The sequence below is a fragment of the Streptomyces kronopolitis genome (genome assembly GCF_050953795.1).
GTDB classification, from domain to species: Bacteria; Actinomycetota; Actinomycetes; order Streptomycetales; family Streptomycetaceae; genus Streptomyces; species Streptomyces kronopolitis_A.
Map to the genome: position 1 here is coordinate 5,536,882 of NZ_CP191850.1, position 22,689 is coordinate 5,559,570.

Consider the following 22,689-nt stretch of genomic DNA (forward strand, 5'->3'; position numbering starts at 1 on the left):
GCGCTCCGCCTCAATGTCGTCAACCATCTGAGCAACCAACGCGTTGAAATCGCGAAGTTCCATGCCGCGCACGTCCGACCATGTGAGCCCCTTGAAGTGGCTGATCAGACGTGCGCAAGCAATCACGCGTTGGTCGCGGTAGGGTCCGCCTTGCCCTTGCCCTTCAGGTTGATGCGAAGGTTGCCCGCATCCTCAATCGTGAACTCAGGGTGCTTGCGCTTCATGACGACAAACGCCATGGCCTTAAGCATCGGAGCGCGCCGAGAACCGGGCTTGTTCAGCGCGTCGAGCGGCTGACCCGTAATCTCCTCAATGGCGTCAATCTCATCAATGGTCAGCGACTCAAGCTTGAGGTCAAGAGTGAAGTCGGTCGGGGGCACAAAAACGGGCTTCTTCGCGGGCATATCAACTCTCCAAGAATTGGCGAACGACAGCTTCAATGCGGCGTTCGTAAGTAGCGGCCACGACGTCCGACTTACGGGCCATGGCACGAAACAGGAATCGGTTCGGGCGGATATTCCGCTTCCGGAAACCGAAGTGAATTGCGGCGGCATACGGCACACGCGCCGCTGAGCCGGCCTTGATGACAGCGCCCTTCGCGGACGCCGTGACCTTGATGGACTTATCCAACTTGCCCGGACGGTACTTCTTAGACGACTTCGCGTCGCGGTGACCGTCCGGGCTTTCGTGCTTCGCCTGGGGAATCAGAACTTCGCCGGAAGCCTTGTTGGCAGCGCGTACGGCCTTGTTCAGTTCCTTGTCTTTGAGCGTGCGCACGTTGCGCTGAAATTCGCGGAGTCCATCAACCTGAACCGTGTACGCACTCCGCTGCGCCATTACGGCTCGACCGGAGTACCCGGCTCGACGTACGTGAGCTTGATTGCCGCCGTACCGTCACCGGGGTCGAGCACGCGGAACGGCAGGTTGTGAACGGTGACTTCGTCGGTAGCCGCTTCCGGAGACTCACCCGTGAACTGAATCGCCGGAGCCTCAACGGTCAGCGAAGTGCCGGGCAGGATGCCCGCGAAGGACACCTTCAGGGCGCACAGCTCACCCGCAATGAACGCCTCATACAGTCCCAGCGAAGCCGCCGAGAACTCACCTTCAAGGGTGCCTTCGTACGTGGGCACGGCGTTGCGAATCGGCTTCTTCTTCAGCTCATTGCCGCGAAGGAACCGGCGGTCAACCTTCATGCCCAGTTCGCCGGTCAGCTCAAGCGAAGTGGCGTCGAACGCAACCGCGCTGCCGTTCCGGGAAAGCTCAACTCCGGTACGCGTCCAGTCGTACGGGTACGCCTCAGCGGGATACGTGGGCGCGACAATCTCAGACGGAGTCGACGTGTGCGTGACGTCCTGAAAGTCGAAGGTGACGGCAAGCTTCACAGCCTCTTCGACTTCGGCCGTGATGCTCCACTCAGTGGCGACGCAACCCAGGTGCTTGTAAGCGACCTTACTGCCGTCGGTACCGGGGCGAACCATCTGAGCCGAGAACGACGGAGCCTGAGACACGTCGGAAGTCTCGAAGACCGAAGTCCGTACGCCGGCCGTGTCGGTGACCGTGACCTTGTCGAAAGCGGACTTCAGAACGCTCGAAGCTCCGGCGTCGAGCACGTCAATCTCAAGCTCACCTTCGCCACCCATGTTGACGATATTCCGGCGGTCCGCGCGCGCCGTCTGCATACCGGCCCGGAAGCCGACAGACTCAATGAACTCTCGCGACGTCTTCCAAGAATCCGCCTGCCCCTCATAACCCTCAACGACAGCGGAAACCGTGCCGTAAGTGTCTTCCTGCCCAATGCCAATGCTTGCGTCAAGCGCCATGCGTGCGCCCCCTTCTATTGGTAGACGCGCCCACGAACACGGACGCGAACAGTCAGCGCCGAATAAGCGCCGTCAGTGGTTTCGGTAGATTCGACGCTTGCCGACTCCGGTCGGGCGTCGAGCAATCCGGGCACCGAAGCAAGGTCAGCGTTCAACGCTGCGCACGCTTGCTTGACGTAATCGCGAATGCCGTACACGGCGCGTTCAGCGTCAATCGGGTTGCCCGGAGTCGTGACTACGGCGTGCGCTTCTACGTAGCCGGTCACGTTGGTTGGCTTCGCTCCGGAGCGCATAGCCGCTGGGGCAAGGTCATCGTCAACCGTCGCGCCCAGCCACACACTCTTTCGTCGGGAAGTGTCGCCCGTTTCCGCGAAGGTGCACTGAACGTCAGCCGGCACAGTGGCCTTCAGGCGCTCGAAAAGTGCAACCTTCGCGTCAAAGATCAGTGCCACGGTCGCCCCTCACATGAAAATGAACGGGAGCCTGACCCTGTACAGATTCAGCTTCGCGTTCACTTCGGGCAGCGACGTCGGACGCCAATTGCCCCCAGCCTGAGCAAGCTGAATCGAGCCGAACTCAGACTGAAGCTGAAGCGCCCGATCGGGAATGCGCGACACATGGTCGAGCACGTATTGCCGTGCGAGAGTGCGCACGCACCAACGGATGATTTCCGGCGTCGGGTCTTCCGCCGTGTCCCACTTCCGGCCGCAGTACACTTCGACGGTTTCAACGCTGAAGTCGATTGCGTCCGACAGAAGCTCATCCGTGAACAGCGCCGAATCATCCAACCCGTCAAGCGCGCGAAGCTCTTCAATCGTCGCGTACGCCACGCTGTGCCCCCTTCCGAAGGGCCCAGGGGAAGGGGCCCAACCTACTCACGTGAGTAGGCTGAGCCCCAGCCACCTAGGACGGATTAGGCACCCGCACCGACAGTCAGAACCTTCGCGCCACGGGCGTCAACGAGAAGCCCGTCCGCACGCTGAAGGAAGCGATACACAATCTGATCGGTGCTGAACTTCGCGTCAACCGAACGGTCAACACGCAGCGAACCGGCGAAGCGGACCCGGTACTTGCTCAGGTCGGCAAACAGGATCTTGTCGACCGGCATACCGTCGTCAGTCTCGACAACCTTGCCGTTGAAGAGCGACGGAGCGCCCACGGTAAGGCCGCTCTGCCACAAATACTGTCCGTTGGCATCCTTCAGCTTCCGCATCTGAGCCGCGCGAAGGTCGTTCACGACGTACTTCGCGTTGCCCCGGTACGCGGACGGGACCTCATGGAACAGGTCAATCAGCGCGTCGGAAACCTTGCTGTCCTCATCGGTCAGTGCGAAAGTCGCAGTGGCCGGCGAAGCGTCAGTCAGGATGCCGCGCGGCTGACCCGTACCGGTACCCGTGATGAAGTGGCGACCCATGGCGTCACCGATAGCCGGACCGGCGTCGGAAACCAGGAAGCCGACAAGGTCAAGAACCTGATCGGTAGCGAACTCATACGACACGACAGACGCGAAGCCGTACTTGAAGCCGCCCATGCTGCGCTGAGTGGTTGCCGGGTAGGACTCAGGGACCGGAGTCGCCTCACCGACGATGGACGCCGAAGAGCGCCCCGTGATGATGGTGAAGTCAAGCGGGTTGGCGTCGGACGTGGTGAAGGTCGTCGCGCCGCCGCGCATGATCGCGGAACGCTCGACAGCCTGCGCAATGAGCTGACCGTAAAGGGTGCGGCTCAGAACGTTCGGGTTGTCAGCCTTGTTGCCACCCGCGCGCTTCTCAGGGGCGAACTCAAACGACCGTGCCTCACCCAGGTTGCCCGCGCGAAGGGTCGCGTCGTCGTCAACGTCGGCGGAACGCTGGGCACCGGAGCCGGAACCCTGAAGGCCCGACAGAAGGGAGGTGACAGCGTCGGTCGCCTTGATTGCCTCAATGCCACGCTTGATACGGCCGTCAAAGTCGGCAACCGCAGTGAGAAGGCGCTCTTCAGTCTGTCGAGCGTCAGCGGTCATGTCCTTGCCGGCGAACTCATCAGTGAGCTTGCGAAGCTCCGCAGTGGCCTTCTCGCGTGCCTCAAAGTTCGCGGACAGAGTGGTTGCGTCCATGTGGAGCCCCTTACTTGGAAAGAGCGCGGACAAGGGCACGCGCGTCAAGGTGAGAAGCCGGGGCGTCGTCGCCGTCCGACTGGGAATCGCGCTCTTCGTCAGAAGCCGGGGGCGCGAACTCCCCGATGCTCAGAGCCTCTTCAATCGAGCGAAGAGAAGCCTGAGTTGTGAGATAAGCCGGGTTGGTAACCGGGCCCAGTTCCCGGACGTCCATTGACGTGATCTCCCGAATAGGAAGACCGCTTTCCGGGTCGTCGTCTGCCGAACGCCGCTGCCCGTTGTCGAGCACGCGGAACGTGAACGACGAACCCTGAAGGTCACCGCGCTTCAGAAGCTCAGCAACGTCACGGCCAACCGTCGTGTCCGGTAGATCAATCTCGTACCAACCGCCTTCGCGGTCTTCACCAACTCGCAGCGTGCCGGACGAAGTACGCCCTAGCAGTGCTGACGCGTTGTGGTTGAACGTGGCGTACACGTCGTTTGATCGCAGCGACGGAGCACCGGCCCCAGGAACAATGCGTTCCCGGAAGCCGCCGAGATCCTGACTCAGTTCGTTGAACCGGTAGGCGTACCCGCGCATAGAAATGCGCCCGTCATCAGACGCGCGCTCTTCAAGTGCTCCGACCGCGAACCGAAGTTCACGCGTCGTCATCCTCGTTATCCCCTTCGTTGTCCGGCTCTTCGGCCGGCTCTTCGTCCGGGTCGCCTTCGGCGTTGTCCGGCTCTTCGCCCGGTTCAGATACCGGGGCTTCAATGGCTGGGGGAGTAGGGGCCGGTTCAGGCTCAGGTTCGTCAGTGACTTTGCTGAGATTCATCGGAACCCGGTAAGACTCGCCCAACCCATCGGGCAGGGGCGGCATGTCTTCAGCGGCTCGAACTTCGTCAATCGAATAGATGCCGTTCTGAAGACCCAGTGACCAAAGCTCCATTCGTTCCTTCGGAGCGCCACGCTTGATTTCGTCAAGGTCGAACTTCACGAACTTCATTCGGTCCGCTGTCTCAGCGAAGAGCAGTCGGTTAAAGCCCGACTCGATACGCTCAAGCCACGGACGAAGGCTGAACATCGTGAATGCAATGTTCTGTTCAGCAAGACCGGAGCCCCACGAAGTGGAGTTCGTAGCGTCCGAAATCAGGTGCGGCGGCACGCCAAAGATGCGCGCAATTTCCGGCACCTGAAACTGTCGGGTCTGAAGAAACTGAGCTTCGTCGGGGCTCATGGCCACCTTCGAAAACTTCGCGCCCTCAGTCAGCAATGCGACTCTGTGAGCGTTGTCGACGCCGGAGTTGGCAGCACGCCACGCTTCCCGCGCACGGGCCAAACCCTCTTCTGACATGGTGCCCGGTACCTCAACCACTGCACCCGGCATAGCGCCGTTGCGAAAGAAGTGAGCCCCGTACTTCTGCGAAGCAAGGGCAAGCCCGATGGACTCCCGTGCGTATGAGATAGGCGAGCAACCGACGAAGTCACCGGGCAACATCATCCCCGGAATGTGAAGCACGTCGCGCGGCGTGAACCAACCCAACAGAACTTCGTTCCCGTCGGCGTCAATGTCGTACGCCTCAAACACCTTCCGACGGATGCCGTCCACCATGACCATGTGAACGTGAATCTTCGTCGGGTCGAGCACGTCAAGCCCAGCGATGTTCGGGCCGGCCCAGCGCACAGCAAGGAACGCGTTACCGTCGAGAAGGAGAGAGAGAACCGTCTGAGACAGAACGTCAATCCGACCCATACCCCCAGGTTCGGCGTTCGGGTAGTCCAGCCACTCAGGGGACGCAATCTCACGACGCGCCCCGCCCCGCTTGCTGTACGACGTCAGCGGAAGCGTTGCAATCGTTTCTGAGAGGAGACGAACGCACCCGAAGACCGCAGACACCTGAAGTGCCTCATGGGGCGTTACGCGCTCACCTGAAGCCGCCGTTGCCCCCAGGGCGTACACGGCTGGGTCGTACGGTTCCCATACTCGACCTTCAGCGGCGTCGAGCGCCGGAGAGTGCCCCCGCCCGAAGAGTGCAGACCAGAAACCCACGGTGCCCCCTTCGGGAGTCGGCCCAGCCAACTCACGTGAGTAGGCTGGGGTCAAAGATCAGAGAAGTAGTCGGCAGAAAGCCCGTCCGTGAATACGTGACCGTCGGCGTCTTCCCAGGTGGCGAGAATCGCCGTATCAACCTGGGTGCCGTTGTCTTCGCGCCACATCACAGCGCCATGGACAGCAAGGATCATCGCGATAGCAAGGTCAATCTTTCGACGGCTTGCCGCGTATTCCTTCGTCACGCGTGCGCCGTTCTTGTCCTCACGAAGTACGGCGTTGCCGATGTGTCGAGCCAAAGCCGGGTTGCCGTCGTGGCACAGTCGGCTGTCACGGCACGCGTCGTAAACCGCTTGAGTCGCCGGAATCATGCGCTTCAGTGAGTTGGTCGGGAACGCCTCAACCGGGAAGCCGTCGGCTTCGAGATTGTCTAGCGTCTCTTCCCAGCGGTACGGGTCGGCAACAAGGTTCCGTACCCGGTAGACGTCGAGCGCATCGTGAAGAGCGTCGCGAACGTCAGCCATCGGAACGCGCCAATGCACATCATCGGCCGGCGCTTCCCAGTGGCCCAGGACGAACACCTTCAGGTCGCGCACGCGGCAAGCGACAAGCGCTGTGCTGTCGCCCTTCCATGACCCATCGAAGCCCAAGACAACTTCGTCCCCAGGCTCAAGCGGGTCGTCCGTCGAGACAAGCGAATCCCAAAGCCCATGCGGCAACCACGTAGACGCGCCACGCACGAACTGACTCAGTCGGTAGATGCGGAAGCTAGCTTCCGTACTCCGCTGCGCTGCCGCCTTGAAGTCGTCGGGATTCAGAATCTCGTAAGACGGGTTGCACGCTGCCCACACTTCGGGGTCAAGGTGATCAACCGTCTGACCCAGCTTCGGGCCCCATGACCGATAGAACAACGTCGGGTCGTCGGCTTCGCCGGAGTTGACCCGCTCACCTTGCTCACAGAGTGCGGCAAAGGGGCCGTCCGGGTCGGGCCCAGCGGTCGAGATAATCAAGAACATTGGCTGACTACGGGCAGCACTGCCCAGGGTCAACGCGTCGAACAAGTCGGAGTTCTTCGAGAACGCGTATTCGTCCAGACTGACAGCGGCAGGGTTGAGACCTTGCTGACGTCCGGCGTCCGCAGACACGACCCGATAAGTGTTGTCCTTGTACCGGATCACGTCGCGCTGAACGTTGCACACGGCGGACAGCTTCGGGGACGCGTTCACCATTTGCTTCGCGCTGTCGAAAACCATGCGCGCCTGATTTCTGTCATTCGCAGCGGCGATAACCTGTCGCTGAGAATCGCCACGATCGGCAATCAGGTGATAGAGCATGATGGCAGCGGCAATCGTTGACTTGCCGTTCTTGCGCGCCACGCACACGACAACGGTTCGATGCTTTCGACGCCAACGCCCGAAGGTGTCCTGAGTCAGTTCGTACGCGTCAATCAGAAGCGAACGTTGCCACGGGAGAAGCCGGAACGGTTGGCCGGCGAACGATCCCGTCAGGTAGCAAAACTCTTCAATCCACTTCGCGACCCGGTAACCCTCAGAAGGGAACGGCGCGTCAGCGGGAATGTGTCGAGCGATAACCGGATCAATTCCTGTCACCGGTCACCCCTCCTAAAAGTCTTCGGGTCCGGCGGACACCTTCCGTGCCTCAGCGGCCACGATGCCCAGGCGCAAGCGCGCTTCAGGCGTGAAGCCGATCGCCGTCTCAATCGAGCGGAGTTCCTTCTCCGTCGATTCGACATAGCGGAGCATCGGGTGTGCGACCGGCTGACCGTTGTATCCCTCAGACATGAAGCCGTCGGCTTCGACAAGGGCGAGAAGGTCAGTGCGTCGGTCGTGAAGTTCGCAGTACCGAAGAATCACGTTGCGGTCAGTTTCGGGGGAGTAGGCACCCATACCCGCTGACCACACGTTGCGCCATACGTCCTTGCCCGCGCTCTTCAGGTGAGCCGGCACACGGGGCGCTCGACCCTCGTACACGATGGGGGCAGCGGACTCAGCGGCAGCGTTGGCGTTCCCGGTTCGCATGTCTGGGGACTTCGCGCGGCTCATTAGCACCCCCTTAACGGGTCGTTAACTGACCCATTCTCAGCGTGCCGAAGTGCCGCTTGCCCAGTGTTTACAAGGGTCGTTGCCGCTGGGGGTCGGGGTCCGGCGTCACACCTAGCGTGCGTTTTCCGAGCTGGGGCCGGGATCGCTGAGAGGCAACGGGCTGAACTTTCGCCGCGCCTTCCCCCCTCAGAAGGGACGCTTACCGAAATCCATTGCGGTCTTCGTCTTATGGCATCGCTTGCACAGAGCTTGAACGTTCTCTTCAACGTCTTCGCCACCCAATGCAAGGGGCTTGACATGATCAATGTCTAGCTGACTAGGCAGGTACCAACCCAGGCACACAGCGCAGTGCGCACCGACAGCCTTACGTACAGCGCGCCGCATCTTGGCCGCAGCATTGTTGCCACGCGCTATGGCAGCACGCCGCTTGCTGTGACTCTTGATGCTGCGCTGTGCGTTGTAGTGGGAGTGGTGCAGTGCGCACCTTCCCGCATGGGTGGCCCAGTCTCGACAGTCAAGGCAGCGTGTACGCATGGGCACCCCCCCCTATTACAGGGGCACCCCCCTGGGTAGAACACCCCCCTACCCTTCGAGCCGGCCCAACCTACTCACGTGAGTAGGTTAGAAACGGCCACCTGTCAGGAAGTGCACACTGAGCCATGCCATGAAGGCGAGAAGGCTGAAACGCCGTATGCGGACCCAGCCGCTAGGCGTACCAGTAGAACCCTGGGCAGTGGCGAACCAACGCCACACATGCTCGCTCAGGGTGTCCCCAGCCGTCTTGTTGAACAGTGCCTTGCCCTCAATGGCGACGAACGCGCCCAGCCAAGCAAGCCAAGCCCAGGTGTAACCGCTCATCCTGAGCCCCTTTCAAAATGCGTACCGGTCCGCGCGGTTGCGCGAAAAGAGAGTGCCTGCCCTTCGTAGCCCGTTACGGGGTCGCCGGTAGCTCCGTGCTTCTGACTGGACTTGAACCAGTGACAAGCGCATTAAGAGTGCGCCGCTCTACCAACTGAGCTACAGAAGCAAGGCCGGTCGCTCAACCGTGGGAGAGACACGGGAGTAACCGGCTAAGGGGAGTGCACTCAAGCGCCGTTGCGTTTCGCTACTAGATGCGCGGTGCGGAATCACCCCTCTACCTATATGAAGGGAGTCGGTGACCCGCTCAGCGAAGGGTGCGCGTGACGCTGTGATGAAGTGGCGTCGAATCTGAATTGCCCTTAGAGAAGTCTTATATGAATCCTGGTTATGGGTCACAGCGTCACAGCATCACTCTTCCCAGCTCAGACGGCTTGCCCCTGGGCGCTGTCGTGACGGAGTCACTATTACTTAGCCTAACTAACGATCTGAAGTCAGCAAAAAAGGGCCGAACCGTTCGCCGGCTCGACCCCTTCCCGCTGTGCTACGCCGCTACCGTCTCCGGCTCTTCGTCGTCGTCGTCGCTGCGCCACGTGATCGTTACGCGCTCTTGAATCGGGTCGTACTTGTTGCCCGTCTTCGACTTGCGCACCGTGATGGACTCAACGAAGAGTTGGACGAACGCGCGCTTGTCGGCAAGGCTCGCAGCGGCCCACCATGACCCTGGGCCGGTCGGGTCGCCCCCGTCTTCGGGTAGCCACTGTTCGAGCGGCAAGACAGGGTTCATGGCCGCTGCAAGCTCTCTCAGGCGCTCTTCAGCACCGTCAAGCTTGACGCTGAGACGGGCCTCTTGCTCAAGGAACTTCTTCCGCCCGATGCTGCCGCCGTAGCCGCCTGCCGCACGGTCGTCGTACAGCTCTTCAAGGGCTTTGGCAGCGTCCGCGCGCTCAGCGACCAACGACGCACGTTCACCGGCCAATTCGGGCTTCTCGTTCACGCGCCCGAAGAGCTTGGTTGCCGCATGGATTACGGCAAGGGTGTCTTCGTCGCCTTCCGCCGTCTGAATCAGGGCGTAAATCCGGGATGCAACGTAACCGTCGAGCCGGTCACACGTGATCGTGACGCTTCCGACGTGCTCACCCTTCCGGCATTTGCACTGATAGCCGCTTGCCTTGTTCTGACGCCCGTGGCCGACCATGGGGTTGCCGCCTTCGCACTTCAGCGCTCCGAAGCCGGTCAACAGGTATTCCCCGCGCGTCATGCCCTTGCCACGTCCACGCGTGCTTAGCCATTGCTGAAGTTCGTACCAATCTTCGGGCGGGATGATCGGGCCACACCCCAGCGTCAACGGTTCCATGGTTACCGGGTCGCGCTCGATTCGGTATCCCGTGATGGTGCGCTTGCCGCTCTTCGTCGGCTTGTCGCTGTAAATCGGGCGGGTACGGAACCCTGCAACGCGCGGGTCAATGAGAATGCGCTTAATGGTTGCAGCATCCCATGCGCTGTCAGCGGTCTTCTTTCCAGCCGTAGCGCCCACAGTGGGCACTTTGGTGGCGTGCAATGTGCGCGCAAGATTGGTCAGCGAGCCGGGATGATGCTTTCCGCGAACCGGGGTGAACGTCACGGCCATATTGGGCTTGATGACGTCATACCACCAACGGCGGATTTCTTCGTATTCCCGCTTCTCGTGACGGAGCGCCTGAATCACAACGGGCCGGCCGTCTTCCGTGTAACGCGTCTCCGGAACCATGCGGAAGCCGTATCCAGCCTTGCCCACATATCCGCCCAGTTCGCGCGCCAAATCATGCGCGTCTTTCACGGCGGTCGACTTGTTTTTTGATTCGTTGTGGGCAGCGTCAAGACGCATGATCAGGTGAATCAAGTCCATAAGGTTGCCCTTACGGAAAATGCCTTCTGTCACGCTGACAATGGTCACGCCCAGGTTCAGCAACTCCGTAACAACAGGAATCGCTTCGAGCGGGTCAAGGCGTGAGAACCGGGATACATAATTCACGATCACCATGTTGATTTTGCCCGCATGGCAATCGTGCAAGAGTCGCGTAAATTCGGGCCGATCAGCCTTACCGAAAGCGGAAGTTCCGGGGGCTTCCGAGTAGTGGCCGACCCAAACTAGGTCTTCCCCCGCCTTAATGCGCCGCTTCGCTTCTCCGTGATTAGCCGCGCGCTGTGCTACAGGAGACGCTACGCTTCGGTTATCGCGTTCCTGTGACTGCCGGTCATAGCCTGCCGCGTGAGTGGTCAACCCGGACACCGTCCCAATGGTCATGGGGGAGACGCTAGCCCCCCCAACTGAGGTTTGGCAAGACCTCGCTCGGCGAGTCCGTCGCACGCGCCATGGGCCGCACCTTCGTGCGGGTCGCGCTCGGCGGCGTCCGCGACGAGGCGGAGATCCGCGGCCACCGCCGCACGTACGTCGGCGCGCTGCCCGGCCGGATCGTCCGGGCGGTCAAGGAAGCCGGATCGATGAACCCGGTGGTGCTGCTCGACGAGATCGACAAGGTGGGCTCCGACTTCCGGGGCGACCCGGCCGCCGCCCTCCTGGAGGTCTTGGACCCGGCACAGAACCACACCTTCCGCGACCACTACCTGGAGGTGGAACTCGACCTCAGCGACGTGGTCTTCCTGGCCACCGCCAACGTCCTCGACGCCATCCCCGAGGCGCTGCTCGACCGGATGGAGCTGGTCCGCCTGGACGGCTACACCGAGGACGAGAAGGTCGTCATCGCCCGCGACCACCTGCTGCCGCGCCAGCTGGAGCGGGCCGGACTGGAGCCCGGCGAGGTGAGCCTGGAGGACGGTGCGCTGCGCAAGCTGGCCGGTGAGTACACCCGCGAGGCGGGCGTGCGGAATCTGGAGCGCGCCCTGGCCCGACTGTTGCGCAAGGTCGCCGTCCGGCACGAACTCGGCGAGCAGGAGCTGCCGTTCACGGTGGCCGCGGAGCAGCTGCGCGCGCTGATCGGGCGGCCGCACCACACCCCCGAGTCCGCGCAGGACCCCTCCGAGCGGCGCACCGCGGTGCCCGGCGTGGTCACCGGACTCGCGGTCACCGGCGCCGGCGGCGACGTGCTCTACGTGGAGGCCTCGCTCGCCGATCCGGAGACCGGCGCGTCCGGGCTCCAGTTGACCGGCCAGCTCGGTGACGTCATGAAGGAGTCCGCGCACATCGCGCTGTCCTTCCTGCGCTCCCACGGGGCGGAACTGGAGCTGCCGGTCGCCGACCTGAAGGAACGGGGCGTGCATCTGCACGTGCCGGCGGGCGCCGTGCCCAAGGACGGCCCGAGCGCGGGCGTGACGATGACGACGGCGCTGGCCTCGCTGCTGTCCGGCCGGCCGGTGCGGCCCGACGTGGCGATGACCGGTGAGGTCTCGCTGACCGGGCGGGTGCTGCCGGTCGGCGGCATCAAGCAGAAGCTGCTGGCGGCGCACCGCGCGGGGATCACCACCGTCGTCATCCCGCAGCGCAACGAACCGGACCTGGACGACGTCCCCGCCGAGATCCTCGACGCCCTGGAGGTCCACCCGGTCGCGGACGTCCGTCAGGTGCTGGAGCTGGCGCTGACCCCGGCGTCGAACGGCGCCGCGCCGCAGGTCCCGGTCGCGGCCTGACGGCCGCCGCCGGCAGAGGGCCGGCCCCGTGCCTCCGCGAGGGGAGCACGGGGCCGGCCGCGCGCCGTTCTCAGCCGTTGGCAAGGGCCTTGAGCCGGTCCGCCGAGCCGTTGAAGCGGTTGTGGTCACCGACCGTCGGGCCGGAGGAGGTGTACTGCCAGAGGGTGTGGAAGTCCCAGCCGGCCGGGAGTTCGCCGACCGAGGAGCCGTAGCGCGGGATCCACAGCGGGTTGACGGCGCCGAAGGCCGTGGAGTTGCCGGTGCACTGCTTCCACCAGTTGGTGGAGGTGTAGAGGACGGCGTCGCGTCCGGTGCGCGCCTTGTAGGTCGCGAACCAGTCCTTCATCCAGGAGACCAGCGCGGCCGGGCTCAGCCCGTAACAGGTCGACCCGTAGGGGTTGTACTCCATGTCGAGCGCGCCGGGCAGCGTCCTGCCGTCGCGGGACCAGCCGCCGCCGTGGGTGGCGAAGTAGGCGGCCTGGGCGGCGCCGCCGGAGGTGTCGGGGGTGGCGAAGTGGTACGCGCCGCGGATCATCCCGGCGCTGTAGGACCCGTTGTACTGCTGCGCGAAGGACGGGTTGGTGTAGCTGGTGGACTCCGTCGCCTTCACATAGGCGAAGCGGACGCCACTGCTCCAGAGCGTCGACCAGGACACGCTGCCGTTGTGGCTGCTGACGTCCACGCCCTCGACGGACGCGGTGAGCGAGGCCGCGGGCGGTGCGCCGCCGGCCGTCGTGCCCTCGTGCCGGGCGATCTGCGAGCCCGCCCAGTCCTGGCCGGGGTGGCGGGGCTCGGGGGCGCGCCGGACGTCCGCGGCGCCCGCGGTACCGGCGAGGCCCAGAACGAACGCGAGGAGGGAGAGGAGGGAGAGGAGCGGGAGGAGGACCCCGGGCACGGCCGCCGGGGTGCGGGCGGGCCGGTGGGGGGAGCCGGATCTGAGCACGGACATACGTGCCTCCGAAGAGCTCGGGGGAGGAGCCGAGGGGGGAAGAGCCGAGGCATGGCCGGGCGTGCGGACGCAGGGGGGTGCGGCTTGCGGGACGCGGCGGATCCGCCGGGCGTCCGGGGCCGAAGGTACGGCCATACCGGAAATGACGGTACGCGCGTAGACCGGTGTGCCGAAAGAGGGGGCGCGCACTGCCGTTGGTCTCGTCCTGCGAAATACTGGCCGAGCTGCGGCTTCAGCCGCCGAGGGCGGAAAACTTTCAGGTGAGGAAAGCGGAAGAATGGGCGCTGACGTGCACGACACCGGAGCCGGCGGGGCGGCGGAGGGCGAACCGGTCGGGGTGGACCACGTATTCCTCGCCCTGGAGCGCGAATTGGCGGTGTTTCTGCGCCGGGCCCGTGCCTCGTCCGGCGAACTGGCCCGGGAGGTGCATCCCGATCTGGAGCCCGCCGCCTACGGCCTGCTGTTCCGGCTGGCCGACGCCGGCGCCCAGCGCGCCACCGACCTCGCCGGCTTCTTCGGTGTCGGCAAGGCCACCATGAGCCGCCAGCTGCACGCCCTGGGGACGCTCGGGCTGGTCGCCCGCGAGCCCGACCCGGCCGACGGCCGCGCGGTCCTGGTACGCCTCACCGACGAGGGCCACGCCCGCTTCACCCGCGTCCGCACCGGCCGCCGCGCCCGCTACGCCCGCAACCTCGCCTCCTGGGACCGCGGCGAGGTCGCCGAACTCGCCCGCCTGCTCCACCGGCTGAACGCCGAGCAGGAGAGCGACGAGGCGTAGGGCGGGTAGACGCACGCGCACCGGCCGCGGACCGTCGCGGTCCGCCGTCGCCCCGTCGCCCCGTCGCCGGTCCGCGGCCGTCGAGGCGGCGCGCCGAAGCGGCGGGAGAAAAGCCGCACCCGCCGGTGATTTGTCACGGCGCCACAAAAATCACCGCCGCGTCGTCGCGCGCCTTGCCGCGCGGATACGCCGCGCCCGCGGGGTCGGCCGCCTCCGCCGCGCGGACCCGGTCGATCAGCGCCTGCGGGCCCTGCCCCGCCACCAGGGCCACACAGTCGGCCCAGGAGCCCTCCCGGAAGACCTCCACCCAGCGGCTCGCGCCGTCGCTGAGCGCGGTCAGCGAACGGACCGCGGAGCGCGGGGTGGTGCCGGTGACCGCGCGGGCGGCCACCGAGGGGTCGGCGGCCGCGGTGAAGAAGCCGCCCTCGGCGTTGCGCAGCGCCTCGACCGCGCGGGCGTACTCGCGGCCCGCGGCGGCCCGTTCCGCCGAGCCGCGCGGCAGCGCCCGTACGGCCGCCCGCAGCTCCCGCACCGAGGGCGGCAGTTCGTCCAGCCGGGGGTCCCGCACCGGCAGCACCGAGCCGTCCGTGCGCTCCAGCAGCAGCACCGAATCGGACAGCACCAGATGCTCGACGGTGTGCTCCGACCACCGCGCGGCGACCACGGTTGCCTGCGGCGTACGGGCGTGAGAAAGGTCACAGGAGGCGCGGTGTCCGTCAGTCGTCCGGGAGATGGCCGCGGCGAGCGCCTTCGGGAGCGTCATATCCGGGTGTGAAACCGACAGTTCGAGCATTGCGCCGCCCAGCCGCGCGGTGAACCAGGGCACCGAGTGCACACAGCCGTGGTCGTCCTCGGGTGGTGTCACGCCGTCCAGCAGGACCAGGACCCCGCCCTGGCCGGAGGCCGGAACGGCTACCGATGCGTAGTCCTCGTTCGGGTGTTGGGGGTCGCCCGGCTCGGTGGCGAGTGCGAGATGCATGGCCGCCAGTCTGCCGGAGGGCGTGCGGACGGCCCGCGGGCCGGACGCGCACGGCCGCACCGGTGCGGGAACACCACAGATGTGCAGGGATCGTGTGGAGCGCGGCCCGGCGGCATGCGGGCGCGCATCCTGCCAGGACCCGGACGCATCTCCAAACCCGTCCGGGGGTTGCGCGACGTTGCGGCCGAAAACCTTCTCGCGCGGAAGTTGATGGCCAAACTCCGATTGATGTTCACTCGTTCAGGTGGCCGGGCATGTGTTGCCGAGCCACTGCGCGGCGCCGGTGGAATGGTCGTTGCCCGGATCATGGGGTGGGGCCAGGACGTTCGTCGCGACGCGCAGAGCCGGGCTGCTTCCCCTCGCGGACGTGTGCGTTGCTGCGGTTTTCGCGCAGATCCGCCCCGCCCCGCGAGCGGAGAGCGAGCCGGGTCCGCGACGCCACAGGGCGTGAGCAGGCGAGACAGGAATGCGAGCAGCGGTGCGGAAGATGCGGCTTCGGGGCGGCGCAGGGAAGCCGGGATCACCGGCCGGTTCGAGCGCGGGCACGGGCTCGGCTCCTGGTAAGAGCGGGGGCACGGCGAACGGCGGCGAGGGCCGCACGGGACGCCGTCCCGCGCGGGTGCGCAACCGCCTCGTCGGGGCGGTGGCCGTGGTGGCCGCCGCGGTCCTCGGGGCCGGCGCCCCCGGCCTCGCGGCGACGGCCGACGACGCCACCACCGGCCAGCACCTGGTCGATCTGGCGGAGCTGAACGTCCGCGCCATCGCCCTGGCGCACTCCCTCGCCGACGAACGCGACGCCATGACCGCCTACGCGGCCGGTCACCGCGGCGCCGCGGCGACCGGCGCCGGCGGCGCGGCGGCCACCGCCACCCGGACCCAGCGGGCCCAGGTGGACCGGCAGATCGACGACCTGCGCACCGAGGCCCAGGACGCCTCGGGCGACAGCGCCGCCTACGCCACCGCCGCCAAGCAGCTGGCCGCCCTCCCGCAGACCCGTCACCAAGCGCTCTCCCGCACGGTCTCGGCCGACCAGATCTACGGCGCCTACACCCGCACCCTCCAGGCGCTCGGCACGATCGGCGACGACATCGCCCGCGGGCTGCCCGCCCGCGCGGACGCCGCCGACGCCGACCTGCGCGCCCTGCCCGCGCTGGGCCGCGCCACCGAACAGGCCGCCGGGGCCCGCGCCCTGCTGCTGGCCGCGCTCGACGCGGGCGGCAGCCAGCCCCGGCTGACCGCCCTCGCCCAGGTCGCCCACACCCGTGCCCAGGGCGCGCTGGGCGACTTCCAGCAGGCCGCGAGCGAGCGCGCCCGCGACCGCTACGCCGCCACCGTCAACGGCGCGGACGTCACCGACGCCGAGCGCTATCTGACCCGGCTGACCGACCAGCCCCGGCTGGACGCGACCGATCTGCGGCTCAACCGCGCGCGGGTGCGCGCCACCCTGACCACCCGCGTCGGGCTGATGCGCGGCGTCGAGTCCGCCATGGCCACCGCGGACGTCCAGCGGCTGGGCGTGCTGCGCGACGAGGCGGTGACGGAGCTGGAGATCCGCATCGGGCTGGAGGGGCTGTGCCTGCTGCTGGCCGTCGGCGCCGGCGTCTGGGCGGCCCGCTCGCTGACCCAGCCGCTCGCGGCGCTGCGGATCGGCGCCAAGCGGCTGGCCGCCGACCCCGCCCACGAGGAGCCCCTCGCCTACAAGGGCCGCAACGACGAATTCGCCGCCGCCGTGGGGTCCGTCAACGCGCTGCACGCCCAGGTCGGCGAACTGGCGCGGCGCACCTCCGAGCTGGAGGGCGAACGCAAACGGCTGATCGGCGGCCGGCAGCGCCTGGTCGCCGAACGCGAGGTGCTCCAGGAGCAGGGCGAGACGCTGCGGGAGGAGATCGCCGATCTCACCGAGCGGCTGGCGGCCCTGCACAGCGGTGTGCACGGCCGGTTCGTGAACCTCTCGCTGCGCACCCTGGGCCTCGTGGAGCGCCAGCTCGGCGTCATCGAGTCGCTGGAGGAGAGCGAGCAGGACCCCGAGCGGCTGGAAACCCTCTTCAAGCTGGACCACTTCGCCGCGCGGATGCGCCGCAACAGCGAGAACCTCCTCGTGCTGGCGGGCGCCGAGCAGCACAGCACCAACCACCAGGGGGCGGTGCCGCTGCTGGACGTGCTGCGCGCCGCGATCAGCGAGATCGAGCGCTACGAGCGGGTGCGCATCCAGTCGCTGCCGCCGCACTCCCAGGTCGCCGGGTTCGCCGCGGACGACCTCAGCCACCTGGTCGCCGAGCTCCTGGAGAACGCCACCGCGTTCTCCCCGCCGAACGCCCATGTCGAGCTGTCCGGCTGGCTGCTGGAGAGCGGCGAGGTGATGCTCTCCGTCGAGGACGAGGGCATCGGGATGACCTCGGAGCGGCTGGCCGAGCTGAACGAGCGGCTCGCTGACGTCGAGGCCGCCTCGTCCTCCGAGACCATCGACGAGGCGCTGGGCCTGGGGCTGTACGTCGTGGTGCGGCTGGCCGCCCGGCACGGGGTGCGGGTCCAGCTGCGGGACGGCAAGCACGGCGGGGTCACCGCCGTCATCGTGCTGCCCGGCTCGATCCTGCCCACCCGGCCGGCGCCGTCGGGCCCCCCGGCGCCCGCCTCCCCGGACCTGGCGCACTCCCCGGGGCTGCCCGGCTCGGTCGCCGAGGCCAACTCCAACGCGCTGCCGACGCGGGCGCCGCGCACCGAACCGGCGGCGCGGGCCGGCGCACCGGCCCCGGCGTCCCCGCCCCCCGCTTCCCCGCCCCAGGACGACCGGGACCCGGCCACCGGTGCCGAGCCGTCCGACGCACCGCCGGCCGCACCGGAGCCCCGCGACGAGGGCACCGCGGCCGCCACCGGCGCCGACCCGTTCGTGGCCGCCGCGGAGCGCGCGATCGACGCCGCCGGGCTCGGCGGCCCGGAGGGGCCGGAGCCCGTGGCGCAGCCGTCCGGCCCGACCACCTACTCCCCGTCGGAATCGAGCCCGTACGGCCCGCGGTCGCCCGGACCGTACGCCGCCACCACCCACGGCACCGGTGACCACCTCCCGGCCGGGGACGAGGGGAGCCCGGACCCGGCGCCCGCCGCCCCGGCCCCCGGCCCCGACGCCGAGGTGCCGGCCGGCGAGGTGCCGCCCGCCGGGGAGCCGGCGGCCGGCGAGGCGGCCGACCCAGAGACTGCCGCCGCCCCCTCGGGGAAGCGGCGGACGGCCACCGGGCTGCCCAAGCGCACGCCCAAGGTCGTGGCGCAGCAGCAGGCGCCCGCCGCACCGCGCAAGAGCGGTGCGGCAAACGCCGAGGCGCTGCGGCGCCGGCTCGGCGGGTTCCAGGCGGGGGCGCGAGTCGGCCGGAGCGAGGTCGAGGCCGAAATCGCGGAGCGTACAACGGAGCAGACCATCCCACAGACGGACACCGACGGCGCGGGGGCCCCGGGAGAGAGCCACGTTGTCGAGGAGGCACGCGATTGAACGCGCAAGCGCCCACTGCTTACGGAAACGGCCTGAGCAGCCAGGCACAGAACCTGCACTGGCTGTTGACGAACCTGGTGGACGAGGTGCCGGGCATCCGCTCGGTGGCCGTGGTCTCCTCCGACGGCCTGCTGCTGCTGTCCTCCGACCCCGACCGCACGGACGAGGCGGCACGGCCGGGCGAGCGTGACGGGCCGCGGGGCTCCAGCGCGGATCTGGCCACCATCGTCTCCGGGCTCGGCAGCCTCACCAACGGCGCCGCCAAGCTGATGGAGGGCGGAGCCGTCAAGCAGACGATGATCACGATGGACGAGGGCAGCCTGTTCGTCATGTCGATCAGCGACGGGTCGCTGCTCGGCGTGCACGCCACCCCCGACTGCGACATGAACGTCATCGCCTACCACATGGCGCTGTTCGTCGGCCGGGCCGGACATGTCCTCACCCCCGAACTCCGCAGTGAATTGCGCAAGTCGATGGAGAACGCCAAGTGAGTACTCCCAAACTCCCCGTGCGCGGCGGGGACCGGAAACCCTCGCGCGTGCGGCCGTATTCGCTCACCGGCGGCCGGACGCGATTCGGCCATGTGCTGCTGGTGGAGACGTTCGTGGCCGCGCTGGAGGCGCCCGAGGAGCGCCGCGAACTCACCTCCGGGGGCTGGGGTGACCGGGTGATGCCCGAGATGCGGGCGATCGTCGAGCTGTGCCGCCGGATGCGCTCGGTCGCGGAGATCTCCGCGCTCCTCAAGATGCCGCTGGGCGTGGTCCGGGTACTGCTCAGCGACCTCGCCGACCAGGGAAAGATTCGCGTCTACGGCACCGGGCACGGCTCCGGCCGGCCCGACCGCGCGCTGCTCGAAAGGGTGCTGAGTGGACTTCACAGGCTCTGACACGATATCGGCCGGACCGGCGGCGTCCGCCGGATCCGCGGGCCGGGCCGACCCCGCGGCCGCGGCCGACGCGGGGCTGCAGAGCTGGCAGACGGACCGTTCGCGGGCGCCGATCGCCACCAAGATCGTGGTGGCGGGCGGCTTCGGCGTCGGCAAGACCACGTTCGTCGGATCGGTCTCGGAGATCACCCCGCTCCAGACCGAGGCGGTGATGACCCAGGCCAGCGAGGACACCGACGATCTGACCGCCACCCCGGAGAAGACCACGACCACGGTCGCGATGGACTTCGGGCGGATCACCCTCGACCAGGAACTGGTGCTGTACCTGTTCGGCACGCCCGGACAGCAGCGCTTCTGGTTCATGTGGGACGACCTGGTGCGCGGCGCGATCGGCGCGATCGTGATGGCCGACACCCGCCGCCTGGAGGACTGTTTCCCGGCGCTGGACTACTTCGAGAGCTGCGGACTGCCGTACGTCGTCGCGGTCAACCACTTCGAGGGGACCGACTCCTACGACGCGGAGGACGTCCGCGACGCGCTGACCGTCCCGCCGCACGTGCCCGTGGTGGTCATGGACGCGCGCCGCCGGACCACGGTCATCCAGGCACTGCTGGCGCTGGTCGGCCACGCCCTGGAGTCCGCGCCCGAGTAACGGCCACCGCGGAGGTCCGCCCCCCGGGCGCCCTGCCACCCCCCACTTCACCCCCGAACACCCGCAGTAGCAGAGAAGAGTGCCGCCATGCGGAAGATACTCATCATCGGGGCCGGCCAGTCCGGTCTCCAGCTGGCCCTCGGCCTCCAGTCCCAGGGCTATGAGGTCACCCTCATGTCCAACCGCACCGCCGATGAGATCCGCGCGGGGCGCGTGATGTCGACCCAGTGCATGTTCCACACCGCCCTCCAGCACGAGCGCGACCTCCAGATCAACTTCTGGGAGAGCCAGGCCCCGCGCATCGAGGGCCTCGGCGTCTCGGTCGCCGCCCCCGGCAGCCACGAGTCACCCGAGGGCTCGCAGCGCGCCATCGACTGGGTCGGCCGGCTCGACGGCCACGCCCAGTCCGTCGACCAGCGCGTGAAGATGGCCGGCTGGATGGAGACCTTCGCCCAGCGCGGCGGGCAGCTCGTCATCCACGGCGCCGCCGTCTCCGACCTGGACTTCTTCGCCGGCCGCTACGACCTGACGCTGGTCTCGGCCGGCAAGGGCGAGCTGGTGTCCATGTTCGGCCGCGACGCCTCCCGTTCCCCCTACGACGCCCCGCAGCGCGCGCTCGCCGTCGCCTATGTGCACGGCATGGGCCCGCGCCCCGAGCACCCCGACTTCGAGGCGGTGCGCTGCAACCTGGTGCCCGGCGTCGGCGAGCTGTTCGTCATGCCGACGCTCACCACCTCCGGCCGCGCCGACATCCTCTTCTGGGAGGGCATACCCGGCGGCCCGCTGGACGCCTTCCAGGGCGTCAAGGACCCCCAGGAGCACCTGGCGCTCACGCTGGACCTGATGAAGACGTTCCTGCCCTGGGAGTACGCCCGCGCCACCGGGGTCGAACTGACCGACGCCAACGGCACGCTGGCCGGCCGCTACGCGCCCACCGTGCGCAACCCCGTCGGCCGGCTGCCCTCCGGCGGTCTGGTCCTGGGCGTCGCGGACGTCGTGGTCGCCAACGACCCGATCACCGGCCAGGGCTCGAACTCCGCCGCCAAGTGCGCCGCGTCCTACCTGGCCTCCATCGTCGAGCGCGGCGAGGAGCCGTTCGACGGGGAGTGGATGCGGGCCACCTTCGACCGGTACTGGAACACCGCCCGGCACGTCACCAAGTGGACCAACGCGATGCTGGCGCCGCCGCCGGAGCACGTGCTGAACGTCATCGGCGCGGCCGGCCGGCTCCAGCCCGTCGCCGACCGTTTCGCCAACGGCTTCGACGACCCGTCCGACTTCGAGAACTTCTTCTACGAGCCGGAGAAGGCGAACGCCTACCTGGCGTCGCTGACCGCCTGAGCCCCGGCGGTGTGCCCCCGTTCCGCGGGGGCGCACCGCCTCAGCGCTTGCGCCAGGGCCACCGGGGCCCGTCGCCGGCGGCCCTGCCCTCCGGGTCGTACTCGTAGCGCCAGCCGCTGGGCAGCCCCAGCCGGCCCACCCGCCCCGGCACCCGCCGGTAGACATGACGCCGCGGCGGCCCCTTGCCGTCGTCCGGCACCGGGACCTCGTAGGTCTTCGGCGGCTGCCCGGTCATGCCGACCAGGACGGGCAGGACCCGGCCGTCCAGCGGCCCGCCGACGAACGGCGTGTTCTCGCTTCGCACGCCGTCAGTCTCCCACCGCCGCCGCGGGGCGGAAGCTCACAGCAGATGCGTGGCGTCGCTCACCACGGGCAGCAGCCGGCGGGCCAGTGCGCCGGCCGGGCCGTCGGCGGCCTCCAGCTTCAGCGCCGCCCGGGTCACCCGGGCGGTCTGCGGGTCCCGGGCCGCGGTCGCGGTCAGCAGGGCGATGAAGTGGTCGACCAGCCAGTCCCGCAGCTCGTCGAGGCCCGGCTGCTTGTCCTCGTCGAGCCAGATCAGCGAGGCGCCCTCGACCGCGGTGATCCACATGCGCACGGTCATCCGCAGCCGCAGGCCCGGCTCGGGCTCGCCCAGATGCCGCAGGATCTGATCGGCCGCGGCCCGCCGCACCTCGTCCACGATCGCGCCGGTGCGGGCGGTCTCCACGACGCTGCCGCCCTGGAGCAGTGCGCTGAAGCCCGCGTCGTGCTCGTCGACGAACGCCAGATAGCGATCCAGCGCGCGCGACAGCCGCTGGGTCAGCGGCCCGCTCTCCGGCTCGGCGAAACAGCGCTCCAGCATGTCGGCCGCGCTGCGCAGCGCGGCCTCGTACAACTGCTGCTTGCCGCCGGGGAAGTAGCGGTAGACGAGCGGACGCGAGACCTCGGCCGCGGTCGCCACGTCGTCCAGCGAGACGTCCTCGGGGGCGCGCTGGGCGAACAGACCCAGGGCGGCGGTGAGCAGTTGGCTGCGGCGCTGCTCGACGCTCAGCCTGCGGTAGGCGGGTCGGGGTACTGCTGGGGCGGTGCCGCTGCCGTTCATGAACAGCAGCGTAACCGGCCCGGATTCCGCTTCGGACAGGCGCTCGGTT

General features: G+C 67.6%; 23 protein-coding genes, 1 tRNA gene and 1 pseudogene. 7 read left to right on the forward strand and 18 right to left on the reverse strand.

Annotated elements, in window-relative coordinates; translation table 11 throughout:
- Nucleotides 1-122: 122 nt before the first annotated feature.
- From ACQP17_RS24645 to ACQP17_RS24710, 14 genes are all read right to left on the reverse strand, one after another.
- On the reverse strand, nt 123-404 hold the full coding sequence (locus ACQP17_RS24645; protein WP_433858236.1) for a hypothetical protein: 282 nt from the start codon (nt 402-404) through the stop codon (nt 123-125).
- A gap of 1 nt (nt 405) precedes the next feature.
- On the reverse strand, nt 406-837 hold the full coding sequence (locus tag ACQP17_RS24650; protein ID WP_433858237.1) for a hypothetical protein: 432 nt from the start codon (nt 835-837) through the stop codon (nt 406-408).
- Nucleotides 837-1,820 carry a phage tail tube protein gene (locus ACQP17_RS24655; protein WP_433858238.1) on the reverse strand — a complete coding sequence of 328 codons (984 nt, stop codon included), beginning with the start codon at nt 1,818-1,820 and terminating at the stop codon, nt 837-839. Before ACQP17_RS24655 ends, ACQP17_RS24650 begins: the two co-directional genes overlap by 1 nt.
- A 14-nt stretch (nt 1,821-1,834) precedes the next feature.
- On the reverse strand, nt 1,835-2,272 hold the full coding sequence (locus ACQP17_RS24660; protein ID WP_433858239.1) for a hypothetical protein: 438 nt from the start codon (nt 2,270-2,272) through the stop codon (nt 1,835-1,837).
- Between the two features lie 9 nt (nt 2,273-2,281).
- Nucleotides 2,282-2,650, reverse strand: coding sequence for a hypothetical protein (locus ACQP17_RS24665; protein ID WP_433858240.1), 369 nt, complete (start codon nt 2,648-2,650; stop codon nt 2,282-2,284).
- 83 nt (nt 2,651-2,733) lie between these two features.
- Nucleotides 2,734-3,915 carry a phage major capsid protein gene (locus tag ACQP17_RS24670; protein ID WP_433858241.1) on the reverse strand — a complete coding sequence of 394 codons (1,182 nt, stop codon included), beginning with the start codon at nt 3,913-3,915 and terminating at the stop codon, nt 2,734-2,736.
- Nucleotides 3,916-3,925: 10 nt separating this feature from the next.
- Complete coding sequence (locus ACQP17_RS24675) at nt 3,926-4,567, reverse strand: HK97 family phage prohead protease (protein ID WP_433858242.1); 642 nt, start codon at nt 4,565-4,567, stop codon at nt 3,926-3,928.
- Nucleotides 4,554-5,945, reverse strand: a complete 1,392-nt coding sequence (locus ACQP17_RS24680) for a phage portal protein (protein ID WP_433858243.1) — start codon at nt 5,943-5,945, stop codon at nt 4,554-4,556. Before ACQP17_RS24680 ends, ACQP17_RS24675 begins: the two co-directional genes overlap by 14 nt.
- A gap of 50 nt (nt 5,946-5,995) precedes the next feature.
- The gene (locus tag ACQP17_RS24685) at nt 5,996-7,555 is read right to left on the reverse strand and encodes a terminase large subunit domain-containing protein (protein WP_433858244.1); all 1,560 of its coding nucleotides are present in this window, start codon (nt 7,553-7,555) and stop codon (nt 5,996-5,998) included.
- 12 nt (nt 7,556-7,567) lie between these two features.
- Nucleotides 7,568-7,936, reverse strand: coding sequence for a phage terminase small subunit P27 family (locus ACQP17_RS24690; protein ID WP_433859999.1), 369 nt, complete (start codon nt 7,934-7,936; stop codon nt 7,568-7,570).
- Nucleotides 7,937-8,194: 258 nt separating this feature from the next.
- Nucleotides 8,195-8,542, reverse strand: a complete 348-nt coding sequence (locus ACQP17_RS24695) for an HNH endonuclease (RefSeq protein WP_433858245.1) — start codon at nt 8,540-8,542, stop codon at nt 8,195-8,197.
- An 87-nt stretch (nt 8,543-8,629) separates the two neighbouring features.
- A complete protein-coding gene (locus ACQP17_RS24700; protein ID WP_433858246.1) occupies nt 8,630-8,866 on the reverse strand; it encodes a hypothetical protein in 237 nt (78 codons plus the stop codon).
- Nucleotides 8,867-8,962: 96 nt separating this feature from the next.
- A tRNA-Lys gene (locus tag ACQP17_RS24705) sits at nt 8,963-9,035 on the reverse strand.
- 375 nt (nt 9,036-9,410) lie between these two features.
- Entirely contained in the window at nt 9,411-11,153 is a 1,743-nt protein-coding gene (locus ACQP17_RS24710) for a recombinase family protein (protein WP_433858247.1), read from the reverse strand.
- A 32-nt stretch (nt 11,154-11,185) separates the two neighbouring features.
- Here ACQP17_RS24710 and ACQP17_RS24715 point away from each other — a divergent pair.
- Nucleotides 11,186-12,493, forward strand: a pseudogene (locus ACQP17_RS24715) (S16 family serine protease); the annotation flags it as partial.
- A 70-nt stretch (nt 12,494-12,563) separates the two neighbouring features.
- Here ACQP17_RS24715 and ACQP17_RS24720 read toward each other — a convergent pair.
- Nucleotides 12,564-13,442, reverse strand: a complete 879-nt coding sequence (locus ACQP17_RS24720) for a lysozyme (RefSeq protein ID WP_433858248.1) — start codon at nt 13,440-13,442, stop codon at nt 12,564-12,566.
- A 277-nt stretch (nt 13,443-13,719) separates the two neighbouring features.
- On the opposite strand from ACQP17_RS24720, the gene ACQP17_RS24725 reads away from it, so the two are divergent.
- Nucleotides 13,720-14,220 carry a MarR family winged helix-turn-helix transcriptional regulator gene (locus tag ACQP17_RS24725; protein WP_433858249.1) on the forward strand — a complete coding sequence of 167 codons (501 nt, stop codon included), beginning with the start codon at nt 13,720-13,722 and terminating at the stop codon, nt 14,218-14,220.
- A 133-nt stretch (nt 14,221-14,353) separates the two neighbouring features.
- Here ACQP17_RS24725 and ACQP17_RS24730 read toward each other — a convergent pair whose 3' ends face one another.
- Nucleotides 14,354-15,199 carry a hypothetical protein gene (locus tag ACQP17_RS24730; protein ID WP_433858250.1) on the reverse strand — a complete coding sequence of 282 codons (846 nt, stop codon included), beginning with the start codon at nt 15,197-15,199 and terminating at the stop codon, nt 14,354-14,356.
- A 619-nt stretch (nt 15,200-15,818) separates the two neighbouring features.
- Here ACQP17_RS24730 and ACQP17_RS24735 point away from each other — a divergent pair.
- The 5 genes from ACQP17_RS24735 (at nt 15,819) to ACQP17_RS24755 (ending at nt 21,559) form a co-directional block, all read left to right on the forward strand.
- Nucleotides 15,819-18,680 carry a nitrate- and nitrite sensing domain-containing protein gene (locus tag ACQP17_RS24735; protein ID WP_433858251.1) on the forward strand — a complete coding sequence of 954 codons (2,862 nt, stop codon included), beginning with the start codon at nt 15,819-15,821 and terminating at the stop codon, nt 18,678-18,680.
- Entirely contained in the window at nt 18,677-19,171 is a 495-nt protein-coding gene (locus ACQP17_RS24740; protein ID WP_433858252.1) for a roadblock/LC7 domain-containing protein, read from the forward strand. The genes ACQP17_RS24735 and ACQP17_RS24740 overlap by 4 nt, the downstream gene beginning before the upstream one ends.
- Complete coding sequence (locus ACQP17_RS24745) at nt 19,168-19,566, forward strand: DUF742 domain-containing protein (RefSeq protein ID WP_040898351.1); 399 nt, start codon at nt 19,168-19,170, stop codon at nt 19,564-19,566. Before ACQP17_RS24740 ends, ACQP17_RS24745 begins: the two co-directional genes overlap by 4 nt.
- The gene (locus ACQP17_RS24750; RefSeq protein WP_433858253.1) at nt 19,547-20,218 is read left to right on the forward strand and encodes a GTP-binding protein; all 672 of its coding nucleotides are present in this window, start codon (nt 19,547-19,549) and stop codon (nt 20,216-20,218) included. Before ACQP17_RS24745 ends, ACQP17_RS24750 begins: the two co-directional genes overlap by 20 nt.
- A gap of 87 nt (nt 20,219-20,305) precedes the next feature.
- On the forward strand, nt 20,306-21,559 hold the full coding sequence (locus tag ACQP17_RS24755) for a styrene monooxygenase/indole monooxygenase family protein (protein ID WP_433858254.1): 1,254 nt from the start codon (nt 20,306-20,308) through the stop codon (nt 21,557-21,559).
- Nucleotides 21,560-21,599: 40 nt separating this feature from the next.
- Here ACQP17_RS24755 and ACQP17_RS24760 read toward each other — a convergent pair whose 3' ends face one another.
- Together ACQP17_RS24760 and ACQP17_RS24765 are read right to left on the reverse strand one after the other, a co-directional pair.
- A complete protein-coding gene (locus tag ACQP17_RS24760; protein WP_433858255.1) occupies nt 21,600-21,863 on the reverse strand; it encodes a hypothetical protein in 264 nt (87 codons plus the stop codon).
- 36 nt (nt 21,864-21,899) lie between these two features.
- Nucleotides 21,900-22,640: a TetR/AcrR family transcriptional regulator gene (locus tag ACQP17_RS24765; RefSeq protein WP_364877389.1), complete on the reverse strand. Its 741-nt coding sequence runs from the start codon at nt 22,638-22,640 to the stop codon at nt 21,900-21,902.
- Nucleotides 22,641-22,689: the final 49 nt, after the last annotated feature.

Excerpts from the sequence above, each read along its gene's own strand:
- ACQP17_RS24655 (WP_433858238.1), bottom strand. The coding sequence starts at position 1,820 with ATGGCGCTTGACGCAAGCATTGGCATTGGGCAGGAAGACACTTACGGC.
- ACQP17_RS24720 (WP_433858248.1), bottom strand. The coding sequence starts at position 13,442 with ATGTCCGTGCTCAGATCCGGCTCCCCCCACCGGCCCGCCCGCACCCCG.
- ACQP17_RS24710 (WP_433858247.1), bottom strand. The coding sequence starts at position 11,153 with ATGACCATTGGGACGGTGTCCGGGTTGACCACTCACGCGGCAGGCTAT.
- ACQP17_RS24755 (WP_433858254.1), top strand. The coding sequence starts at position 20,306 with ATGCGGAAGATACTCATCATCGGGGCCGGCCAGTCCGGTCTCCAGCTG.
- ACQP17_RS24725 (WP_433858249.1), top strand. The coding sequence starts at position 13,720 with ATGGGCGCTGACGTGCACGACACCGGAGCCGGCGGGGCGGCGGAGGGC.
- ACQP17_RS24675 (WP_433858242.1), bottom strand. The coding sequence starts at position 4,567 with ATGACGACGCGTGAACTTCGGTTCGCGGTCGGAGCACTTGAAGAGCGC.
- ACQP17_RS24645 (WP_433858236.1), bottom strand. The coding sequence starts at position 404 with ATGCCCGCGAAGAAGCCCGTTTTTGTGCCCCCGACCGACTTCACTCTT.
- ACQP17_RS24765 (WP_364877389.1), bottom strand. The coding sequence starts at position 22,640 with ATGAACGGCAGCGGCACCGCCCCAGCAGTACCCCGACCCGCCTACCGC.
- ACQP17_RS24730 (WP_433858250.1), bottom strand. The coding sequence starts at position 15,199 with ATGCATCTCGCACTCGCCACCGAGCCGGGCGACCCCCAACACCCGAAC.
- ACQP17_RS24695 (WP_433858245.1), bottom strand. The coding sequence starts at position 8,542 with ATGCGTACACGCTGCCTTGACTGTCGAGACTGGGCCACCCATGCGGGA.
- ACQP17_RS24650 (WP_433858237.1), bottom strand. The coding sequence starts at position 837 with ATGGCGCAGCGGAGTGCGTACACGGTTCAGGTTGATGGACTCCGCGAA.
- ACQP17_RS24700 (WP_433858246.1), bottom strand. The coding sequence starts at position 8,866 with ATGAGCGGTTACACCTGGGCTTGGCTTGCTTGGCTGGGCGCGTTCGTC.
- ACQP17_RS24670 (WP_433858241.1), bottom strand. The coding sequence starts at position 3,915 with ATGGACGCAACCACTCTGTCCGCGAACTTTGAGGCACGCGAGAAGGCC.